The sequence below is a fragment of the Streptomyces sp. NPDC014801 genome (genome assembly GCF_043082085.1).
Classification (GTDB): Bacteria; Actinomycetota; Actinomycetes; order Streptomycetales; family Streptomycetaceae; genus Streptomyces.
In genome coordinates, this window is record NZ_JBIBXG010000007.1 from 1 (window position 1) to 19,111 (window position 19,111).

18 protein-coding genes are annotated in these 19,111 nt (G+C 73.0%); 12 read left to right on the plus strand and 6 right to left on the minus strand.

Annotated features, from left to right (window positions below):
* The coding region (locus ACF1AL_RS17510; RefSeq protein WP_391826415.1) for an acetyl-CoA carboxylase biotin carboxyl carrier protein subunit at positions 1 to 258 on the plus strand (258 nt) is incomplete at its 5' end.
* Between the two features lie 114 nt (positions 259 to 372).
* On the opposite strand, the gene ACF1AL_RS17515 is transcribed toward ACF1AL_RS17510, so the two are convergent.
* The 3 genes from ACF1AL_RS17515 to ACF1AL_RS17525 all read right to left on the minus strand — a co-directional run bounded on the left by ACF1AL_RS17515 (position 373) and on the right by ACF1AL_RS17525 (position 4,355).
* The gene (locus tag ACF1AL_RS17515; RefSeq protein ID WP_391826417.1) at positions 373 to 1,644 is read right to left on the minus strand and encodes an HNH endonuclease; all 1,272 of its coding nucleotides are present in this window, start codon (positions 1,642 to 1,644) and stop codon (positions 373 to 375) included.
* 135 nt (positions 1,645 to 1,779) lie between these two features.
* A complete protein-coding gene (locus tag ACF1AL_RS17520) occupies positions 1,780 to 2,727 on the minus strand; it encodes a DeoR/GlpR family DNA-binding transcription regulator (protein WP_366842210.1) in 948 nt (315 codons plus the stop codon).
* Between the two features lie 179 nt (positions 2,728 to 2,906).
* Positions 2,907 to 4,355 (minus strand): NAD(P)H-quinone dehydrogenase, encoded by a 1,449-nt coding sequence (locus ACF1AL_RS17525; protein WP_366842211.1) that lies wholly within the window; start codon positions 4,353 to 4,355, stop codon positions 2,907 to 2,909.
* 86 nt (positions 4,356 to 4,441) lie between these two features.
* Here ACF1AL_RS17525 and ACF1AL_RS17530 point away from each other — a divergent pair, with 86 nt between their 5' ends.
* From ACF1AL_RS17530 to ACF1AL_RS17540, 3 genes are all read left to right on the plus strand, one after another.
* The gene (locus ACF1AL_RS17530; protein ID WP_366842212.1) at positions 4,442 to 4,879 is read left to right on the plus strand and encodes a gamma-glutamylcyclotransferase; all 438 of its coding nucleotides are present in this window, start codon (positions 4,442 to 4,444) and stop codon (positions 4,877 to 4,879) included.
* A gap of 306 nt (positions 4,880 to 5,185) precedes the next feature.
* Positions 5,186 to 6,010 carry a purine-nucleoside phosphorylase gene (locus tag ACF1AL_RS17535; protein ID WP_103782069.1) on the plus strand — a complete coding sequence of 275 codons (825 nt, stop codon included), beginning with the start codon at positions 5,186 to 5,188 and terminating at the stop codon, positions 6,008 to 6,010.
* 40 nt (positions 6,011 to 6,050) lie between these two features.
* Entirely contained in the window at positions 6,051 to 7,682 is a 1,632-nt protein-coding gene (locus tag ACF1AL_RS17540) for a phospho-sugar mutase (protein WP_391826678.1), read from the plus strand.
* Positions 7,683 to 8,354: 672 nt separating this feature from the next.
* Here the strand turns inward: ACF1AL_RS17540 and ACF1AL_RS17545 are convergent.
* Positions 8,355 to 9,020 (minus strand): PH domain-containing protein, encoded by a 666-nt coding sequence (locus ACF1AL_RS17545; protein ID WP_391826419.1) that lies wholly within the window; start codon positions 9,018 to 9,020, stop codon positions 8,355 to 8,357.
* A gap of 191 nt (positions 9,021 to 9,211) precedes the next feature.
* On the opposite strand from ACF1AL_RS17545, the gene deoC reads away from it, so the two are divergent.
* From deoC to ACF1AL_RS17560, 3 genes are read left to right on the plus strand one after another with little or no spacing between them, the layout of a single operon-like run.
* Positions 9,212 to 10,171: a deoxyribose-phosphate aldolase gene (gene deoC / locus ACF1AL_RS17550; protein WP_366842191.1), complete on the plus strand. Its 960-nt coding sequence runs from the start codon at positions 9,212 to 9,214 to the stop codon at positions 10,169 to 10,171.
* A 5-nt stretch (positions 10,172 to 10,176) separates the two neighbouring features.
* Positions 10,177 to 11,613: an aldehyde dehydrogenase family protein gene (locus ACF1AL_RS17555; RefSeq protein WP_366842183.1), complete on the plus strand. Its 1,437-nt coding sequence runs from the start codon at positions 10,177 to 10,179 to the stop codon at positions 11,611 to 11,613.
* Complete coding sequence (locus ACF1AL_RS17560; protein ID WP_391661625.1) at positions 11,606 to 12,496, plus strand: aldehyde dehydrogenase family protein; 891 nt, start codon at positions 11,606 to 11,608, stop codon at positions 12,494 to 12,496. Before ACF1AL_RS17555 ends, ACF1AL_RS17560 begins: the two co-directional genes overlap by 8 nt.
* A gap of 128 nt (positions 12,497 to 12,624) precedes the next feature.
* On the opposite strand, the gene ACF1AL_RS17565 is transcribed toward ACF1AL_RS17560, so the two are convergent.
* Positions 12,625 to 13,071: a hypothetical protein gene (locus ACF1AL_RS17565; protein ID WP_391826422.1), complete on the minus strand. Its 447-nt coding sequence runs from the start codon at positions 13,069 to 13,071 to the stop codon at positions 12,625 to 12,627.
* A gap of 140 nt (positions 13,072 to 13,211) precedes the next feature.
* On the opposite strand from ACF1AL_RS17565, the gene ACF1AL_RS17570 reads away from it, so the two are divergent.
* Positions 13,212 to 13,847, plus strand: a complete 636-nt coding sequence (locus ACF1AL_RS17570; protein WP_366842186.1) for a uridine kinase — start codon at positions 13,212 to 13,214, stop codon at positions 13,845 to 13,847.
* Positions 13,848 to 14,132: 285 nt separating this feature from the next.
* Here ACF1AL_RS17570 and ACF1AL_RS17575 read toward each other — a convergent pair whose 3' ends face one another.
* Positions 14,133 to 14,870 carry a SigE family RNA polymerase sigma factor gene (locus ACF1AL_RS17575; protein ID WP_391703810.1) on the minus strand — a complete coding sequence of 246 codons (738 nt, stop codon included), beginning with the start codon at positions 14,868 to 14,870 and terminating at the stop codon, positions 14,133 to 14,135.
* Between the two features lie 238 nt (positions 14,871 to 15,108).
* Here ACF1AL_RS17575 and afsQ1 point away from each other — a divergent pair, with 238 nt between their 5' ends.
* The 4 genes from afsQ1 (at position 15,109) to ACF1AL_RS17595 (ending at position 19,109) form a co-directional block, all read left to right on the plus strand.
* Positions 15,109 to 15,786, plus strand: a complete 678-nt coding sequence (gene afsQ1 / locus ACF1AL_RS17580; protein WP_366842188.1) for a two-component system response regulator AfsQ1 — start codon at positions 15,109 to 15,111, stop codon at positions 15,784 to 15,786.
* The gene (locus tag ACF1AL_RS17585; RefSeq protein WP_391703813.1) at positions 15,783 to 17,354 is read left to right on the plus strand and encodes an ATP-binding protein; all 1,572 of its coding nucleotides are present in this window, start codon (positions 15,783 to 15,785) and stop codon (positions 17,352 to 17,354) included. The genes afsQ1 and ACF1AL_RS17585 overlap by 4 nt, the downstream gene beginning before the upstream one ends.
* Positions 17,354 to 17,959, plus strand: a complete 606-nt coding sequence (locus ACF1AL_RS17590; RefSeq protein ID WP_366842190.1) for a hypothetical protein — start codon at positions 17,354 to 17,356, stop codon at positions 17,957 to 17,959. Before ACF1AL_RS17585 ends, ACF1AL_RS17590 begins: the two co-directional genes overlap by 1 nt.
* A 577-nt stretch (positions 17,960 to 18,536) precedes the next feature.
* The gene (locus tag ACF1AL_RS17595; protein ID WP_366838029.1) at positions 18,537 to 19,109 is read left to right on the plus strand and encodes a VanZ family protein; all 573 of its coding nucleotides are present in this window, start codon (positions 18,537 to 18,539) and stop codon (positions 19,107 to 19,109) included.
* Positions 19,110 to 19,111 lie beyond the last annotated feature (2 nt).

Sequence of the window (19,111 nt, forward strand, 5' to 3'; positions counted from 1 at the left end):
CCCAAGCGCCGCGCCGCCAAGAAGTCCGGCCCCGTCGCCTCCGGCGACACCCTCGCCTCCCCCATGCAGGGCACCATCGTCAAGATCGCCGTCGAAGAGGGCCAGGAAGTCAAGGAAGGCGACCTCGTCGTCGTCCTCGAAGCCATGAAGATGGAACAGCCCCTCAACGCCCACAAGTCCGGCACCATCACCGGCCTCAACGCCACCGTCGGCGCCTCCCTCACCTCCGGCGCCGCCATCTGCGACATCAAGGACTGACCCCGCACACCACCCGAAGCGCCCGGCAGACCGCACCACACGGCCCGCCGGGCGCTTCGGCGTTCCCCCAGGCCGTTACGCGAGTCGTTGTACGAGCCGTTGCGGCGAGACGTTTCAGCGCCGGGCGGCGCCGTGGCGCTCCAGGGCGACCTTCAGAAGCAGCTCGCGCAGGGTGTCCCGGGTGCTGCCGCGTGTCTTGACCGCATGGCAGTTCGGGCAGAGGGCCACCATCTGGCTGGGGTGGTCCCGGCCGCCCAGCGCGAGGTCGACCACATGGTCGACTTCGAGTATCGGCTGCCGGCGGTCCGTCACGTCGTCCGGCTGACCCGTACACCGGGGGTTCTCGCACCGGCCTCCGCTGCGCGCCAGCACCAGGTAGCGGGCGGCACGTGAGCGCCGGTGGCGGTGCGCGACCCGGGCAACGCGCTCGCCGTGAACCGCGGCCTCGCGCTCCTCCAACAGCCGGCACCCGCGCTCGTACTCCGCCGCCGTCACCAGCCACTGCTCCGGCCCATGCACCTCACCGCCGGCCGAGTCCGTCGCCTCGGCCTCGTCGAGCCCGACGTCCGCGAGCAACGGGGCAGCGTCCAGGTCGTCGAAGAACGTGTCCAGCAGGGCGTCGATCACGGCGAGGCGGGTGACCGCCGAGTGCCGCAGGACGTCGTACACCGGGTCGGCGAGGCCGCCGCGCGGCTGGTGCTCGGCGAACCAGCGCCGCACGGTCGCATCCCCGTGTGCGCTGGGTACACCGTCGGGGTGATCGGGCAGCGTCCACAGCCGGTCGCGGCACAGTGAGGCCACGGGGTAGTCGGGACGCGGCCGCTCGCCCCGCATGCCGTGCCGCCGCAGCAGCTCCGCCAGCGCCTCCTCGGTCCGCGTCCAGGGCAGCAGCCTGGGCTCACCGCGACGCGCGCGGCCCATGGCCCACAGCAGCGTGATGGGCTTGTACAGTGCGGGCCGGCCGGAGGCCCGGTTCACCGCGAGCCGGGTGATACGGCGGACGAGCTCATCGCGGCTGAGCGTGTCCTGCGGGAGGTCCGCCTGCTCGGGACCCACAGCCGGGCCGACGTGCTCCGGCTGGTCCTGGTGGCCGGGCTGGTCCGGCTGGTGGTCGTCCATCACCTCGAAGCCCAATCCCCGCAGGACACGCGCCACATGCTGGGCCCCGCCGGAGAACTCACGCGCCTTCAGCGGCCGTTGTCCGGGCAGGTGGCCGTGGGCGGCTCCGGCTATCGCCTTGGAGTCGTAGTGGCCGCCGTGGTGGACCAGCAGATAGCGGCGGGCGCGCTGGAAGCCGTAGCGCTTCAGGAATGCGTCGCGTCCGAGCCGGTCGTACTCCTCGATCGCCTTCTCCACCGCGGTCCGCGTGATGTCCGTCAGCGCCATGAAGGGCAATCTACGCAACGGCACTGACAGTCCGGCAGCGGTGACGCCCGCCGTCCCGGCCCGCGGTCGTGCACCACCTCCGCTCCGCCCGACGGTCGGGGCTGCAGCGGGGCGGCCGGCGCGTGTCGTGCGGCGTCAGCGGCGGCGCATGTCGGCTACGCGGGGGCGTTCCGGCTGGGGGGGCTGGTCCGTGAGGACGCCGGTGGGGCGGATGCCGGGGTGCTGGCCGCGGCGGGGGTTGGGGAGGGGGACGTCCCGGCGCTGGGGGCGTGCCGGGACCTGGTCACCCCCCGGGGCTCCGCTCGCCCCGGCCACGGCGATCTGCACCCCCTGGTCGGCGAGGGCCTGGAGTTCGGTCTGGGCGCGGTCGTCGTGGGCCGGCGGCTCGTCGGTGACGAGGCGGGTGATCACGTCGGTCGGGACCGTCTGGAACATGGTGTCGGTGCCGAGCTTGCTGTGGTCGGCGAGGACGACGACCTCGGCGGCGGCCTGGACGAGGGCCCGGTCGACGGACGCCGAGAGCATGTTGGACGTGGACAGCCCGCGTTCGGCGGTCAGGCCGCTGCCGGAGAGGAAGGCGCGCGAGACGCGCAGTCCCTGGAGGGACTGTTCGGCGCCGCTGCCGACCAGGGCGTAGTTGGAGCCTCTGAGCGTGCCGCCGGTCATGACGACCTCCACGCGGTTGGCGTGCGCCAGCGCCTGGGCGACCAGCAGGGAGTTGGTGACGACGGTCAGCCCGGGGATGCGGGCGAGCCGGCGCGCCAGTTCCTGGGTCGTGGTGCCGGCGCCGACCACGATGGCCTCGCCCTCCTCCACGAAGGTGGCGGCGAGGTCGGCGATGGCCGTCTTCTCGGCGGTCGCGACATGGGACTTCTGCGGGAAGCCGGACTCGCGGGTGAACCCGCCCGGCAGGACCGCACCGCCGTGCCTGCGGTCGAGGAGTCCTTCTGCCTCCAGTGCCCGCACGTCCCGCCGTACGGTCACTTCGGAGGTCTGGACGACGCGGGCGAGCTCACGGAGCGACACTGCCCCGTTGGCCCGCACCATTTCGAGGATCAGTTGGCGACGTTCTGCAGCGAACACGAAACTGACAGTAACGCGGCTGACCGTCTGGTTTCAGCAGTATGCGCCGAATAACGGAAGTTGTTCGCACGGGGCGGCGGGAAGTGGTATAGGAGCCTAGTCCCGCCGCCTATGCCGCACGCATGCTCGACAACTCCCTGTGACCAGCGGGGAGTCGCTTTCGGCCGGGCCGAGAGGGCCTAGCTCTCGCCGGCCGTCTTCCGCGTGTGCAGCTGCCGGGCGACCTCGGCGATCGAGCCCGACAGGGACGGGTACACGGTGAAGGCGTTCGCGATCTGCTCGACCGTCAGATTGTTGTCGACCGCGATCGAGATGGGGTGGATCAGTTCCGAGGCGCGCGGCGCCACGACCACACCGCCGACGACGATCCCGGTGCCCGGACGGCAGAAGATCTTGACGAAGCCGTCGCGGATGCCCTGCATCTTCGCGCGCGGGTTGCGCAGGAGGGGGAGCTTGACGACCCTCGCGTCGATCTTGCCCGCGTCCACGTCGGCCTGCGTGTAGCCGACGGTCGCGATCTCGGGGTCGGTGAAGACGTTCGAGGAGACCGTCTTGAGGTTCAGCGGGGCCACCGCGTCGCCGAGGAAGTGGTACATGGCGATACGGCCCTGCATGGCGGCCACGGACGCGAGCGCGAACACGCCGGTCACGTCACCGGCGGCGTACACGCCGGGGGCCGTGGTGCGGGAGACCTTGTCGGTCCAGATGTGCCCGGACTCGCGCAGCTTGACGCCGGCCTCCTCCAGGCCGAGGCCCGCGGAGTTCGGGATCGCGCCGACCGCCATCAGGCAGTGCGAGCCGGTGATCACCCGGCCGTCGGCGAGCGTGACCTCGACGCGGTCGCCGACCCGCTTGGCGGCGGCGGCACGCGAGCGCGCCATGACGTTCATGCCGCGGCGGCGGAAGACGTCCTCCAGGACGGCGGCGGCGTCCGGGTCCTCGCCGGGCAGCACGCGGTCGCGGGAGGAAACGAGGGTGACCCGGGAGCCGAGCGCCTGGTAGGCGCCGGCGAACTCGGCGCCGGTGACGCCGGAGCCGACCACGATGAGCTCCTCGGGCAGCTCGGTGAGGTCGTAGACCTGCGTCCAGTTCAGGATGCGCTCGCCGTCCGGCTGGGCGTCGGGCAGCTCGCGCGGGTGACCACCGGTGGCGATCAGCACGGCGTCGGCGGTGAGCGTCTCCTCGGTGCCGTCGGCGGCGGTGACGACGACCTTGCGGGAGCCGTCGAGGGCCTGCATGCCCTCCAGACGGCCGCGGCCGCGCAGGACCCGGGCGCCCGCGCGGGTGACGGAGGCGGTGATGTCGTGCGACTGGGCGAGCGCGAGGCGCTTCACACGGCGGTTGACCTTGCCGAGGTCCACGCCGACCACGCGGGCCGCCTGCTCCAGAGGCGGGGTGTCGTCGGCGACGATGATGCCCAGCTCCTCGTAGGAGGAGTCGAAGGTGGTCATCACCTCGGCCGTGGCGATCAGGGTCTTCGACGGTACGCAGTCGGTGAGCACCGACGCCCCGCCCAGACCGTCGCAGTCGACGACGGTCACCTCCGCACCGAGCTGGGCGGCCACCAGGGCCGCTTCGTATCCGCCGGGTCCGCCACCGATGATCACGATCCGAGTCACGTACCCCATTGTCCCGCACCCTTCAACGTGCTACCGCCTCGGGGGCCGTCCTGTTGCCGGAGTGACACCTGATGCGCTGCCGTACCCTTCGCTCCATGTCGCTCTACGCCGCGTACGCCGCCCATCTCGACGCGCGGCTGATGTCCCGCCGCGCCCCGCACTCCCCGCTGCGCGCCACGGGCTGGATGAACGGCTGGCGGCTGACCTTCGGCGGCGAGCAGCTGGGCTGGGAGGGCGCGCTGGCGACGATCGTGGAGGACCCGCTGTCGCAGGTCTTCGTCGCCCTGTACGACGTCGCCCCGATGGACGAGCCCTCCCTGGACCGCTGGGAGGGCGTCGGCCTGGACCTCTACCGCCGCGTCCGGGTCCGCGTCCACACCCTGGACGGCGAGGAGCGCGCCTGGACGTACGCCCTCAACGCCTACGAGGGCGGCCTGCCGTCGGCCCGCTACCTGGGCGAGATCGCCGACGCCGCGGAGTCGGCCGGCGCGCCCCACGACTATGTGATGGAGCTGCGGAAACGGCCCTGCTGAGCGCTCCGCGGATGACTGCGGCGCCGGGTGCCTCGCCGAGTGCGTCGCCGGGTGCGGGCGTGTCGTCGGGTGCGTCGCCGGGTGCGGGTGCGTCGCCGGGTGCGGGTGCGTCGCCGGGTGCGGGCGTGTCGTCGGGTGCGGGCGTGTCGTCGGGTGCGTCGCCGGGTGCGGGTGCGTCGTGGCCGGTCGGCGAGTCGGGACCGGGGGCTTGTCACAGCGGCTCGTCGGAAACGACAAGACAACGATCCCCATGCCGTCGGCTCTGACATCTACGCGCGTAGGCGAAGCTCGGCTACCCTCGACCCCGTGAACGCATCTCTTCTTCCGGACGACATCCAGGGCGACCCCTACGCCGCCGCCGACGCCGCCGCCGCGCGCCTGCGCGAACTGACCGGCGCCGAGACCCACGACGTCGCCCTCGTGATGGGCTCCGGCTGGGCGCCGGCCGTCGACGCCCTGGGCACTCCCGAGGCCGAGTTCCAGGTCACCGAGCTCCCCGGCTTCCCGCCCCCGGCGGTCGAGGGCCACGGCGGCAAGATCCGCTCGTACCGCATCGGCGCCAAGCGGGCCCTGGTCTTCCTCGGCCGTACGCACTACTACGAGGGCCGTGGCGTCGCCGCCGTCGCCCACGGAGTGCGTACCGCGGTGGCCGCCGGCGCGAAGACCGTCGTGCTGACCAACGGCTGCGGCGGCCTGCGCGAAGGCATGCGTCCCGGTCAGCCGGTGCTGATCAGCGACCACATCAACCTCACCGCCACCTCCCCGATCGTCGGCGCCAACTTCGTCGACCTGACCGACCTGTACTCGCCGCGGCTGCGCGCGCTGTGCAAGGAGGTCGACGCGACGCTGGAGGAGGGCGTGTACGCCCAGTTCCCCGGCCCGCACTACGAGACCCCGGCCGAGATCCGCATGGCCCGCGTCATCGGCGCGGACCTGGTCGGCATGTCGACCGTGCTCGAGGCCATCGCCGCGCGCGAGGCGGGCGCCGAGGTGCTCGGCATCTCCCTGGTCACCAACCTCGCCGCCGGCATGACGGGCGAGCCGCTGAACCACGAGGAGGTCCTGCAGGCCGGCCGCGACAGCGCCACCCGCATGGGCTCCCTGCTGGCGCAGGTGCTGGACCGCCTGTAAACACCCTTCAGCCATCGAGGACGAGAGGTTGACCCCCACCGTGCACGACGAAGTCATCGCCCGGGCCAAGGCGTGGCTGGCCGAGGACCCCGACGCGGACACCCGCGAGGAACTCTCCCGGCTGATCGACGCCGGCGACGTCAAGGAGCTGACCGCCCGCTTCTCCGGCACCCTGCAGTTCGGCACCGCCGGCCTGCGCGGTGAGCTGGGCGCCGGGCCGATGCGCATGAACCGCACGGTCGTCATCCGCGCGGCGGCGGGCCTGGCGTCGTACCTGAAGAAGAACGGCCAGGAGGGCGGCCTCGTCGTCGTCGGCTACGACGCCCGCCACAAGTCGGCCGACTTCGCCCGCGACACGGCGGCCGTGATGGTCGGCGCCGGCCTGCGCGCGGCGGTGCTGCCGCGGCCGCTGCCCACCCCGGTCCTCGCCTTCGCCATACGGCACCTCGGCGCGGTCGCGGGTGTGGAGGTCACCGCCAGCCACAACCCGCCCCGCGACAACGGCTACAAGGTGTACCTCGGCGACGGCTCCCAGATCGTGCCGCCCGCGGACGCCGGGATCGCCGCGGAGATCGCCGCGATCGGCAGCCTGACCACGGTGGACCGCCCGACGGAGGGCTGGGAGGTCCTGGACGACGCGGTCCTGGAGGCGTACCTCGCCCGTACGGACGCGGTCCTCGCCCCGGACTCGGCGCGCACCGCCCGCACGGTCTACACGGCCATGCACGGCGTCGGCCGGGACGTCCTGCTGGCCGCGTTCGCCCGCGCCGGCTTCCCCGAGCCGGTGCTGGTCGCCGAGCAGGCCGACCCGGACCCGGAGTTCCCGACCGTGGCCTTCCCCAACCCGGAGGAGCCGGGCGCGATGGACCTGGCGTTCGCCAAGGCCCGCGAGGTGGAGCCGGACCTGGTCGTCGCCAACGACCCCGACGCCGACCGCTGCGCGGTGGCCGTGCGGGACGGCGGGGACTGGCGGATGCTGCGCGGCGACGAGGTCGGCGCGCTGCTCGGCGCGCACCTCGTGCGGCGCGGTGCGCGCGGCACGTTCGCCGAGTCGATCGTCTCCTCCTCGCTGCTCGGCCGGATCGCCGAGAAGGCGGAGCTGCCGTTCGAGGAGACCCTCACCGGCTTCAAGTGGATCGCCCGCGTGGAGGGCTTGCGCTACGGCTACGAGGAGGCCCTCGGCTACTGCGTCGACCCCGACGGGGTGCGCGACAAGGACGGGATCACGGCCGCGCTGCTGATCACCGAACTGGCGTCGGAGCTGAAGGAGCAGGGGCGCACGCTGCTCGACCTGCTGGACGACCTGGCCGTGGAGCACGGCCTGCACGCGACGGACCAGCTGTCGGTCCGCGTCCAGGACCTCTCGCTCATCGCCGACGCCATGCGCCGCCTGCGCGAGCAGCCGCCGACGCGGCTGGCGGGGCTGCCGGTGGTGAACGCGGAGGATCTGACGCGGGGCACGGAGGCGCTGCCGCCGACGGACGGTCTGCGGTACACGCTTCAGGGTGCGCGGGTGATCGTGCGGCCCAGCGGCACGGAGCCGAAGCTGAAGTGCTACCTGGAGGTCGTGGTACCGGTCGAGGACCGTGCGGGTCTGCCTACGGCTCGGGGGCGGGCGACGGAGCTGCTGAACGCGCTGAAGGTCGACCTGTCGGCTGCGGCGGGTATCTGACCGGCACCGGTGTTCGCCGGGGCGCCCCTGCCCACGGGGGCGCCCCGGCGGCCGTTTGCGGGGGGGGTTTGCTGCGGGGTGCGGGCTCGTCGTGGTTGCGCCTGCGCCGGGCCTGCGGCGGCTGTGCGGGTGGGTGCGGTTTCGTCGCCGGGTGCGGGGTACCTGCGGCGGCTGTGCGGGTGGGTGCGGTTTCGTCGCCGGGTGCGGGTCCGTCGTGGCTTGTCGCGCAGTTCCCCGCGCCCCTGAATGCCTGCGGCGGCCCGCGCGGGTCCGGTGGGGGCTGATGTAGCGCGTCCCGTGGGTGGGTGAGTCGGGGCCGCGGTGGGGGGTGTCCGTCCTCGGTACGGCCTTACGTTTCTTCGGACGGCACCCGAAGGCAATGCCGTCCGCTGCGGGCGGACACCCCCCACCACGTCCCCTCCCCGCCGCCGGCGACTGCAGGCCGTCGCCGCTACCTGTCGCAGCTGCGGGCATCCGATCCGCCGTAGCTGCGGGCAGTCGTGCCGCTGGGGCGGCACGGGTGGGCGCAGCGGCACCCCGCACCGCCGGGCCGCGCACCCCACGGCGGTCACCCCGGCGCCGGGCGCCTCGCAACCCCCGGCACCGCACCCCACGGCGGTCACCGCACCCCAGGGCATGCGCACCGCAAGGCAGCGTGCCGCCAGGCGGGTGTCAGCCCAGGGCTGCCAGGATTGCCGTCAGGATCGCGCCGGCCAAGGCGGGGGCGATGATCTCGTAGGCCCAGCGGACCGTCACCTCGCCCTGGGCCGAGTCCGCCGTGCAACGGTCCTCGCGGAGTTGCTTCAGGTCGTCCATCGCCTTGTCCGTCTGCGCCCGCGGCGGCTCCCCCGACGCCCCACCCCGCTCCGGCGCACCGAGCAGTCCCCCGCGCTCCGCACCCCCGGCGGCAGCCGCCCGCGCCCGCTGCCGTGCCGCCCGCTTGCGGGCCCGCAGCGAGACCGGCAGGGCCCACAGCTGATACCGCGCGCCGGAGACGGTGACCACCTCGTTGGAGTAACCCGAGCGCAGGTCGCCCACGGTGCCCCAGGGCAGCACGATCACGCGGAGCGGATTGCGCACCCGCAGCCGGTCGTCGTTGACGAAGATCGCCGGGCGCAGCGTGTACGCCACCACCAGCGGGACGACCAGCAGCAGCCCGGCCAGCGCCAGCCAGGGCGTGCGGCCGTGCCCGACGACGATCGCGTCGATGCCGAGCCAGCCGGCGAGGGCCAGCAGCATCACGCCGGACGCGATGCCGGCCGACGACCGGTGGACGCGGTCCTGCACGGCGGGGTCCTGCGGCTGCGGCGCGGGTGACGGGTGTTCCGGGGTGGTCATGGCCCCGATTGTGCCCGACGCCCGCCGCGATCCCCCCCGCCGGTGTCCCCGACCGCCCGGCGCCCGCCACACAGGGCACGGTGCGCCCCGCCCCGCCCCGCCGAGGTGGCCCACGGCGGTACCTCACCGACTCCGGAAAGCCCCCGGGGCTATACATCCGCTACGCGCGTAGATATGCTCGTCTGGTGACCATGCCCACTACCGCACCCACAGCTCACGCACTCTCGGACGTCACCGCGTCCGACAGCACGCTGCGCCGCTTCCTGCACGGGCTGCCCGGCGTCGACGCGGTCGGCCTGGAGGCGCGCGCCGCGTCTCTCGGCACCCGTTCCATCAAGACCACCGCGAAGGCGTACGCCATCGACCTCGCCATCTCGATGGTCGACCTGACGACGCTGGAAGGCGCGGACACGCCGGGCAAGGTCCGGGCGCTCGGCGCCAAGGCGGTCCACCCCGACCCCACCGACCGGACGACCCCCGCGACCGCGGCCGTCTGCGTCTATCCCGACATGGTGGCCACCGCCAAGGAGGCCGTCGCCGGCTCCGGCGTGAAGGTCGCCTCCGTCGCCACCGCCTTCCCGGCCGGCCGCGCCGCCCTCGAGGTCAAACTCGCGGACGTGAAGGACGCCGTCGCCGCGGGCGCCGACGAGATCGACATGGTCATCGACCGTGGCGCGTTCCTCGCCGGCAAGTACCTGAAGGTGTACGACGAGATCACCGCCGTGAAGGAGGCCTGCGGGACCTCCGCCCGACTGAAGGTCATCTTCGAGACCGGCGAGCTGTCGACGTACGACAACATCCGCCGTGCCAGCTGGCTGGGCATGCTCGCCGGTGCCGACTTCATCAAGACCTCCACCGGCAAGGTCGCCGTCAACGCCACCCCGGCCAACACGCTGCTGATGCTGGAGGCCGTCCGCGACTTCCGGGCCCAGACCGGCGTGCAGGTCGGCGTGAAGCCCGCCGGCGGCATCCGGACCAGCAAGGACGCGATCAAGTTCCTGGTCCTGGTCAACGAGACCGCCGGGGAGGACTGGCTGGACAACCACTGGTTCCGCTTCGGCGCCTCCTCGCTGCTCAACGACCTGCTGATGCAGCGTCAGAAGCTGGCCACCGGCCGCTACTCCGGCCCCGACTACGTGACGGTGGACTGATCACCATGGCATCCGCATTCGAGTACGCACCGGCGCCCGAGTCCCGCTCGATCGTCGACATCGCCCCGTCCTACGGCCTGTTCATCGACGGCGAGTTCACGGAGGCGGCCGACGGCAAGGTCTTCAAGACCGTCAGCCCCAGCACGGAGGAGGTCCTCTCCGAGGTCGCCCGGGCGGGCGCCGAGGACGTCGACCGCGCGGTGCGGGCGGCCCGCAAGGCCTTCGGGAAGTGGTCGGCGCTGCCCGGCTCCGAGCGCGCCAAGTACCTCTTCCGCATCGCCCGGATCATCCAGGAGCGCAGCCGCGAGCTGGCCGTCCTGGAGACCCTGGACAACGGCAAGCCGATCAAGGAGACCCGCGACGCGGACCTCCCGCTCGTCGCCGCGCACTTCTTCTACTACGCCGGCTGGGCCGACAAGCTCGACCACGCGGGCTTCGGCGCGAACCCGCGTCCCCTCGGCGTCGCCGGCCAGGTCATCCCGTGGAACTTCCCGCTGCTGATGCTGGCGTGGAAGATCGCCCCGGCGCTCGCCACCGGCAACACGGTCGTGCTGAAGCCGGCGGAGACCACCCCGCTGTCGGCCCTGTTCTTCGCGGACGTCTGCCGTCAGGCCGGCCTGCCCAAGGGCGTCGTCAACATCCTCCCGGGCTACGGCGACGCCGGCGCCGCGCTGGTCGCGCACCCCGACGTGAACAAGGTCGCCTTCACCGGCTCCACCGCCGTCGGCAAGGAGATCGCCCGCACGGTCGCCGGCTCGCACAAGAAGCTGACGCTGGAACTGGGCGGCAAGGGCGCCAACATCGTCTTCGACGACGCCCCGATCGACCAGGCCGTCGAGGGCATCGTCAACGGCATCTTCTTCAACCAGGGCCAGGTCTGCTGCGCCGGCAGCCGTCTGCTCGTGCAGGAGTCGATCCAGGACGAGCTGCTGGACTCCCTCAAGCGCCGCCTGTCCACGCTGCGCCTCGGCGACCCGCTGGACAAGAACACCGACATCGGCGCGATCAACTCCGAGGAGCAGCTGGCCCGGATCACCGCGCTCGCCGAGCAGGGCGAGGCGGAGGGCGCCGAGCGCTGGTCCCCGGCCTGCGAGATCCCCGAGAGCGGCTACTGGTTCGCTCCCACGCTGTTCACCAACGTCACCCAGGCGCACACCATCGCCCGCGACGAGATCTTCGGCCCGGTCCTGTCGGTCCTCACCTTCCGCACCCCGGACGAGGCGGTCGCCAAGGCGAACAACACGCCGTACGGCCTGTCGGCGGGCATCTGGACGGAGAAGGGCTCGCGCATCCTCGCCGTCGCGAACAAGCTCCGGGCCGGTGTCGTCTGGTCCAACACGTTCAACAAGTTCGACCCGACCTCGCCGTTCGGCGGTTACAAGGAGTCGGGCTTCGGCCGCGAGGGCGGCCGTCACGGCCTGGAGGCGTACCTCGATGTCTGACGATCAGCGGCTTTCCGTCTTCAAGACCTACAAGCTGTACGTGGGCGGCAAGTTCCCGCGTTCCGAGAGCGGCCGGGTGTACGAGGTGACGGACTCCAAGGGCAAGTGGCTGGCCAACGCTCCCCTGTCCTCCCGCAAGGACGCCCGGGACGCGGTGGTCGCCGCGCGCAAGGCGTTCGGTGGCTGGGCCGGCGCGACCGCCTACAACCGCGGCCAGGTGCTGTACCGGGTCGCGGAGATGCTGGAGGGCCGGCGGGACCAGTTCGTGCGCGAGGTCGCGGACGCGGAGGGCCTGTCGAAGTCGAAGGCGGCCGCGGTCGTGGACGCCACGATCGACCGCTGGGTCTGGTACGCGGGCTGGACCGACAAGATCGCCCAGGTGATCGGCGGCGCGAACCCGGTCGCCGGGCCGTACTTCAACCTCTCCTCCCCCGAGCCGACGGGCGTGGTCGCCGTCGTGGCCCCGCAGGAGTCGTCGTTCCTGGGCCTGGTCTCGGTGCTGGCGCCCGTGATCGCCACCGGCAACACCGCGGTGGTCGTCGCCTCCGAGAAGGCCCCGCTGCCCGCGCTCTCGCTCGCCGAGGTGCTGGCCACCTCCGACGTGCCGGGCGGCGTCGTCAACGTCCTGTCCGGCCGTACGGCGGAGATCGCGGCGCCCCTGGCCGCGCACCAGGACGTCAACGCGATCGACCTCGCGGGCGCCGACGAGGAGCTGGCGAAGGAGCTGGAGATCGCCGCGGCGGACAACCTCAAGCGCGTGCTGCGTCCACAGCCTGTGGATTATTTCGCGACGCCGGGCATCGACCGGATGACCGCGTTCCTGGAGACGAAGACGGTCTGGCACCCCACGGGCTCCCTGGGCGCCTCCGGTTCGTCCTACTGACCGCAGCCGCACGGCGCGTCCGCGAGGCCGCCGCGCCGGTGGCCCCCTGACCGCCACCCCCCACGCGTGAGCCGCGCCACCCCTCCGTCCGGGGGCGGCGCGGCTCTCGCACGTGGGTGCCGGGCGGGTCAGCCCAGCGGCCCGCCCTGCACCCCGCCGAGCAGGCCCGTCACCTGGCCGAGCACCGGGATGCTGCCGACCGACTGCGCCTGCGCGATCGGGGCGGTCAGCGCCTGGGTGGCCACCGGCTTGAAGTCGGCGACCTGGGTGCCGGCGCCGTTGTCCAGCGGGTCCACGCCGGTGCCGGCCAGCGGGTTGGGCTTGAGGCCGGAGACCGGTCCGGTGACATAGCCGACCGAGTTGGTCAGCGCCGTCAGCCCGGCCTTCGGGTCGACCTTGCCGAGGGAGGAGGCGTGGTGCGGCACCTCCAGGAGCGGGGCGCCCGGGTCCGTCGCCGGGGTGAGGACGTCCGCTGAGGCCGTCGCCGCGCCGGCCGCCATCGCCGCGCCCACGGTCGCGAGGGCGACCAGGGCACGCCGGCCGGTCGAGGTCTGGGAGAAGTCGTGTCGCGCCATCGCGGGTGCCACCTTCGCTTGCGTGATGCTGCTACGAGACGTAATCGGGTCGACGCGAAGCGTAGTTGAGGTGTGACGCGCACTCCAAAGCCGACCCGCGGGGTCGGCAGCGGGCCCACCATGCGTCAAACTGGTGTTCCGTGAGCCTTCATCCCCCCTCCCCCGCCCGTGTCGTGCTGCTGTGCGGCCCCTCGGGCTCGGGCAAGTCCCTTGTCGCGGCCCGCTCCGGGCTGCCGGTCCTGCGCCTGGACGACTTCTACAAGGAGGCCGACGACCCGACGCTGCCGCTGGTGGAGGGAAGCGCGGACATCGACTGGGACCACCCGCAGTCGTGGGACGCGGAGGTCGCCGTCGCCGCCATCGCCGAGCTGTGCGCGACCGGTTCGACCCGGGTGCCGGTGTACGACATCGCGCTGAGCGCCCGCACGGGCGAGGAGACGCTGAGCATCGGCCGTACCCCGCTGTTCATCGCGGAGGGCATCTTCGCCGCCGAGATCGTCGAGCGCTGCCGTGAGTCGGGGGTGCTGGCGGACGCGCTGTGCCTGAGCCGCGGCGCGGTCACCACCTTCCGCCGTCGCTTCCTGCGGGATCTGAAGGAGGGCCGCAAGTCGGTGCCGTTCCTGCTGCGGCGCGGCTGGCGGCTGATGCGCGCCGAGCGGTCGATCATCGCCCGCCAGACGGCGCTGGGCGCCCACCGCTGCGACCTCGACGAGGCCCTCGGCCGGCTCGCGGCAGCGGCGGCGGGCCGGCAGGTACGGGCCCGCTCGGCGGCGTAGGCGTCGTCGCCGTATCCCCGCACGGCCGCAGGCACGAGAAAGCGGGACTGGACGGACCCCCCGGCCCTCCAGTCCCGCTCCTGTTTCCCCCGCGGCCCCCGTGGATCCCCCGATCCCCGGTGGCCCCCCGGGGATCCCCCGATCCCCGGTTGTTCCCCCGTGTCCCCCACGTCCCCCGTGGAGTTCCCCCGTGGGTCCCCCCGGACCGTGCCACCCCCGTGGCTCCCCCGGCCCCCGGTTTCCCCGGTCTTCCCTGTTCCCCCGTTTCCTGATTCCCCCGTGACCTCAGGCGACGAGCTCGCCGAAGGCGTCCTCCTGGTCACGGCCGAAGCTGAGGACCTCGTCCTCGCGCAGCCGGCGGAGCGACCGCCAGATGCTCGACTTCACCGTGCCGACACTGATGTCGAGGATCTCCGCGATCTCCGGGTCCGTGCGGCCCTCGTAGTAGCGCAGGACCAGCATGGTGCGCTGGAGTTCCGGCAGCCGGGCCAGCGCCTGCCACAGGACCGCGCGCAGCTCGGTGCCGCGCATCGCGTCCGTGTCGCCGGGCGTCTCCGGCAGCTCCTCGGTCGGGTACTCGTTCAGCTTGCGGCGGCGCCACGCGCTGATGTGCAGGTTGGTCATGGTGCGGCGCAGGTATCCGCCGACCGCGGCCTTGTCGGTGATCCGGTCCCACGCCCGGTAGGTCGAGAACAGCGCGCTCTGCAGCAGGTCCTCGGCCTCGAAGCGGTCGCCGGTGAGGTGGTAGGCGGTGGCGTACAGGGAGGCGCGGCGCTCCTGGACGTAGGCGGTGAATTCCGCTTCCGTCAGGGACTTCCGCTCCCCCGGGTCCTCCCCGTACGCGCTTCCCCCGTGCGTTTCCCCCGTGAGACCGTCAACCACCGTCATGATCGCGGTGTGCTGACGCCCGGCGCCGCGAGCGCACCCCCGCCCGCTCACGGCACCGGACTTCTCGTGACCCCGGTGCACGTCGTGCAGACGCGTGACCACTGCGCTGGTGCTGGTGCTGTGCAGCGTGTTCATCTCGCGCCCCCCGTCGTGGACTTTCCGGTCTTCTCACTGGCTCGGACGGTGGTGCCCTGCCCGATGCCGAAAAGCTTGCCGCGGCACTTTCATCGCCGTGTCCGCCGACTGTCACAGACGTGTCACAGGGGTACGGCCGCCCCGCGTCGAAGATCGTGCACGGCTCCGGGTGACGCTCTCGCCGGTTCTGCACAACCCACAGGTGAACAAGGCCCGCTCCATGGGCCAGAATGAGCCCGTGCCTTCCCTGTTGCTGATCGAGGACGACGACGCCATCCGCACGGCCCTGGAGCTCTCACTGACGCGCCAGGGTCACCGGGTGGCGACCGCTGCCAGCGGTGAGGACGGTCTGAAGCTGCTGCGCGAGCAGCGGCCGGATCTGATCGTGCTGGACGTGATGCTGCCCGGCATCGACGGTTTCGAGGTGTGCCGGCGCATCCGGCGCACCGACCAGCTGCCGATCATCCTGCTGACCGCGCGCAGCGACGACATCGACGTCGTGGTCGGCCTGGAGTCCGGCGCGGACGACTATGTCGTCAAGCCCGTGCAGGGCCGCGTCCTCGACGCCCGGATCCGGGCCGTGCTGCGCCGCGGGGAGCGGGAGTCGACGGACTCGGCGACCTTCGGCAGCCTGGTCATCGACCGCTCGGCGATGACGGTGACGAAGAACGGGCAGGACCTGCAGCTGACGCCGACCGAGCTGCGGCTGCTGCTGGAGCTGAGCCGGCGGCCGGGGCAGGCGCTGTCGCGGCAGCAGCTGCTGCGGCTGGTGTGGGAGCACGACTACCTCGGCGACTCCCGGCTGGTGGACGCGTGCGTGCAGCGGCTGCGCGCCAAGGTCGAGGACGTCCCGTCGTCCCCGACGCTCATCCGTACCGTGCGTGGTGTCGGCTACCGCCTGGATCCGCCTCAGTGAGCGATCAGCACGAGGAGTCCCGCGGCACGGAGCCCGCGGATCGCAAGGGAGTGTTCTCGCGGCTGCGCTTCACCAGCCTGCGGCTGCGGCTGGTGGTGGTGTTCGGGCTGGTCGCGCTGACCGCCGCGGTGTCGGCGTCGGGGATCGCGTACTGGCTGAACCGGGAGGCCGTCCTCACCCGCGCCCAGGACGCCGTACTGCGCGACTTCCAGCAGGAGATGCAGAACCGGGCGGGCGCGCTGCCGGAGCACCCGAGCCAGGACGAGCTGCAGCACACCGCCGGGCAGATGGCGAACAGCAGTCAGCGCTTCACCGTGCTGCTGGTCGCGACGGACGCGAGCGGCAAGACGGTGTACGGCAACTCCGGCGGCCTGAACGGCTTCTCGCTGGAGGAGGTGCCGCGGTCGCTGCGTACGGCGGTGGACCGCGAGCAGAAGGTGACGGCCGCGAACAAGTCGCCGTACCACCTGTACTGGCAGCGGGTCGTCGAGGACGGCAAGCCGTATCTGGTGGCCGGGACGCGGGTGATCGGCGGCGGGCCGACCGGGTACATGCTCAAGTCGCTGGAGCCGGAGGCGAAGGACCTCAACTCGCTGGCCTGGTCGCTGGGGATCGCGACCGGCCTGGCGCTGATCGGCGCGGCCCTGCTCGCGCAGGCCGCCGCGACGACCGTGCTGAAGCCGGTGCAGCGGCTCGGGGTGGCCGCGCGGCGCCTGGGCGAGGGCAAGCTGGACACGCGGCTGCGGGTGTCCGGCACCGACGAACTGGCCGATCTGTCGCGGACGTTCAACAACGCGGCGCAGGCCCTGGAGAAGCGGGTCGCGGACATGGCGGCGCGCGACGAGGCATCCCGGCGGTTCGTGGCGGACATGTCGCACGAACTGCGCACCCCGCTGACGGCGATCACCGCGGTGACCGAGGTGCTGGAGGAGGAGCTGGAGGCCGGGGGCATCGACCCGATGATCGACCCGGCGGTACGGCTGGTGGTCTCCGAGACGCGTCGGCTCAACGACCTCGTCGAGAACCTGATGGAGGTCACCCGCTTCGACGCCGGTACGGCACGGCTGGTGCTGGACGACGTCGACATCGCCGACCAGATCACCGCCTGCATCGACGCGCGGGCCTGGCTGGACGCCGTCGACCTGGACGCCGAGCGCGGCATCCACGCGCGGCTCGACCCGCGCCGGCTGGACGTGATCCTGGCGAACCTGATCGGCAACGCGCTCAAGCACGGCGGATCGCCGGTCCGGGTGTCGGTGCGGGAGACCGACAGCGAGATCGTCCTCCAGGTGCGCGACCACGGGCCCGGCATCCCCGAGGAGGTCCTGCCGCACGTCTTCGACCGCTTCTACAAGGCCAGCGCCTCGCGGCCGCGGTCGGAGGGCAGCGGGCTGGGGCTGTCCATCGCGCAGGAGAACGCGCACATCCACGGCGGTCAGATCACCGCGGCGAACTCCCCCGAGGGCGGCGCGGTGTTCACCCTGCGGCTGCCGCGGGACGCGTCGGAACTGGCCCGGCAGGAGGAACAGGGCCGGGAGACCAACCGGGAGAAGGAGGGCGACGGCTGATGAGGGCCGCGCGACGCCTGCTGGCCCTGCCCCTGCTCGCCGTGCTGGCGGCGGGGTGCGGGATCCGGGCGACCGAGGTGCCGACGGACTTCGGCGCGGCGCCCTCACGGGTGCGCTGCTCGCTGTCCGAGCCGGAACTGTCCACGCAGACCTCGCGGGGCGTGCCGGTGCAGGTGTTCCTGCTGTGCGGGTCCTCGCTGGTCGCGGTGGACCGGGTGGTGCGGGTGCCGGAGGGCGCGGCCGACTCCAAGCGGCGGGTGCTGGTGGCGCAGGGGCTGCTCGACCAGCTCGCCGAGACGCCGTCGGCGGCGGAGCGGGAGGCCGGGTACTCCACCGACGTGCGGGGCGGCATGACCGTCTCCGGGCCCGGGGCGCACGACCCCGAGGACGCGTTGCGGCTGAGCACCGCGCCGAGCGCCCTCACGTCGTACGCCCTCGCGCAGATCGTGTGCACCTTCTCCGACTCGGCGGCGGCCGAGGGCGACGGCTCGGTCATCCTCGGCGGCCCCTCGGGCGAGCCGCTGCGCCGCTACGCCTGCACCAACGCGGTCCGCACCCGCCCCGGCACGAAGGAACCCCCGTCGACGGAGGTCACGGGCACCTGACCGACACCGACGCCCCCGCCGCAGCCGTGCCGCTGGGGGCGGCGCCCACCCCGCGTAGCTGCGGGCAGTCGTGCCGCTGCGGGCGGCGCCCACCCCGCGTAGCCGCGGGCAGTCGTGCCGCTGCGGGCGGCGCCCACCCCGCGTAGCTGCGGGCAGTCGTGCCGCTGGGGCGGCACGGGTGGGCGCAGCGGCACCCCGTCACGCCGGGCTGCGCGACCCCGGCGGTGACGGCAACGCCGGGTGCGCAGTGCGCCGGTTGCCTGGTGACCCGGGGTCGTCGTGAATGCCGTGGGGATCGCAGCCCGGCGGTGCGGGGTGCCGCCCGCGCCCACCCGTGCCGCCCCAGGCGGCACGCATGCCCGCGGGTGAGGCTGACGGACGAACGCCCCGGGCCCGCCGACCCGCGTCCCGCGGGTGGGGCGGACGAACGCTCCGCTTGCCGCCCGGCGGCGCGCGGCCGCGGACAGCGCGGACGCACGGCCCCGGTCGGCTGGTGGTCTGCCGGGTGTGGGCGACGCCTCAGTAGGCCGCGGTGGGGTGCGGAACCGATCCTGCCGTGGGGTGCGTCTTGGGGGGCGTGCAGCGTCAAGGCTCCATCGGCGGCAGCGCCGCGTCTCGCGTCCGGGTGGCAGGAGGTCTCCTCCTCGTCGCACACCTCGCGTTCGTCGCCTGGTTCACGCTGCGGCCGCTGGACGTCCCCTGGGTGATGCCGGCGAACCTGCGCCCGTTCGCCGGGATCCGTTACGACCTCACGCTGGGCCCCGCCGTGGCGGCACGCCGTATCGGCACCGGCCTGGCGCTGTTCGCGCCGCTCGGCGTCCTGCTGCCGCTGGCGCACGGCCGGCTCGACGCCTCCCCGCTCGGTTCCCTGCTGCGCACGACGGCCGCGGCGGCCCTGCTCTCGCTCGGCGTCGAGCTGCTGCAGACGGGCGTGCCGGGGCAGGTCACGGACGTGGACGCGCTGCTGCTGAACACCACCGGCGTGGCGCTGGCGCACCTGCTGGTCGTCCCCGCCGGCCGCGCCTGGCTGCGGCGCAGGTCGCGGATTGCGCTCCTGCCCGCGCAGGAGCCGGGTCAGGGTCGTACCCCGACGATTCCCAGGGTCGGGATCGCCCCGTGGAGCGACGTTGCGCCCCCTTCGTCCCCGTAGCG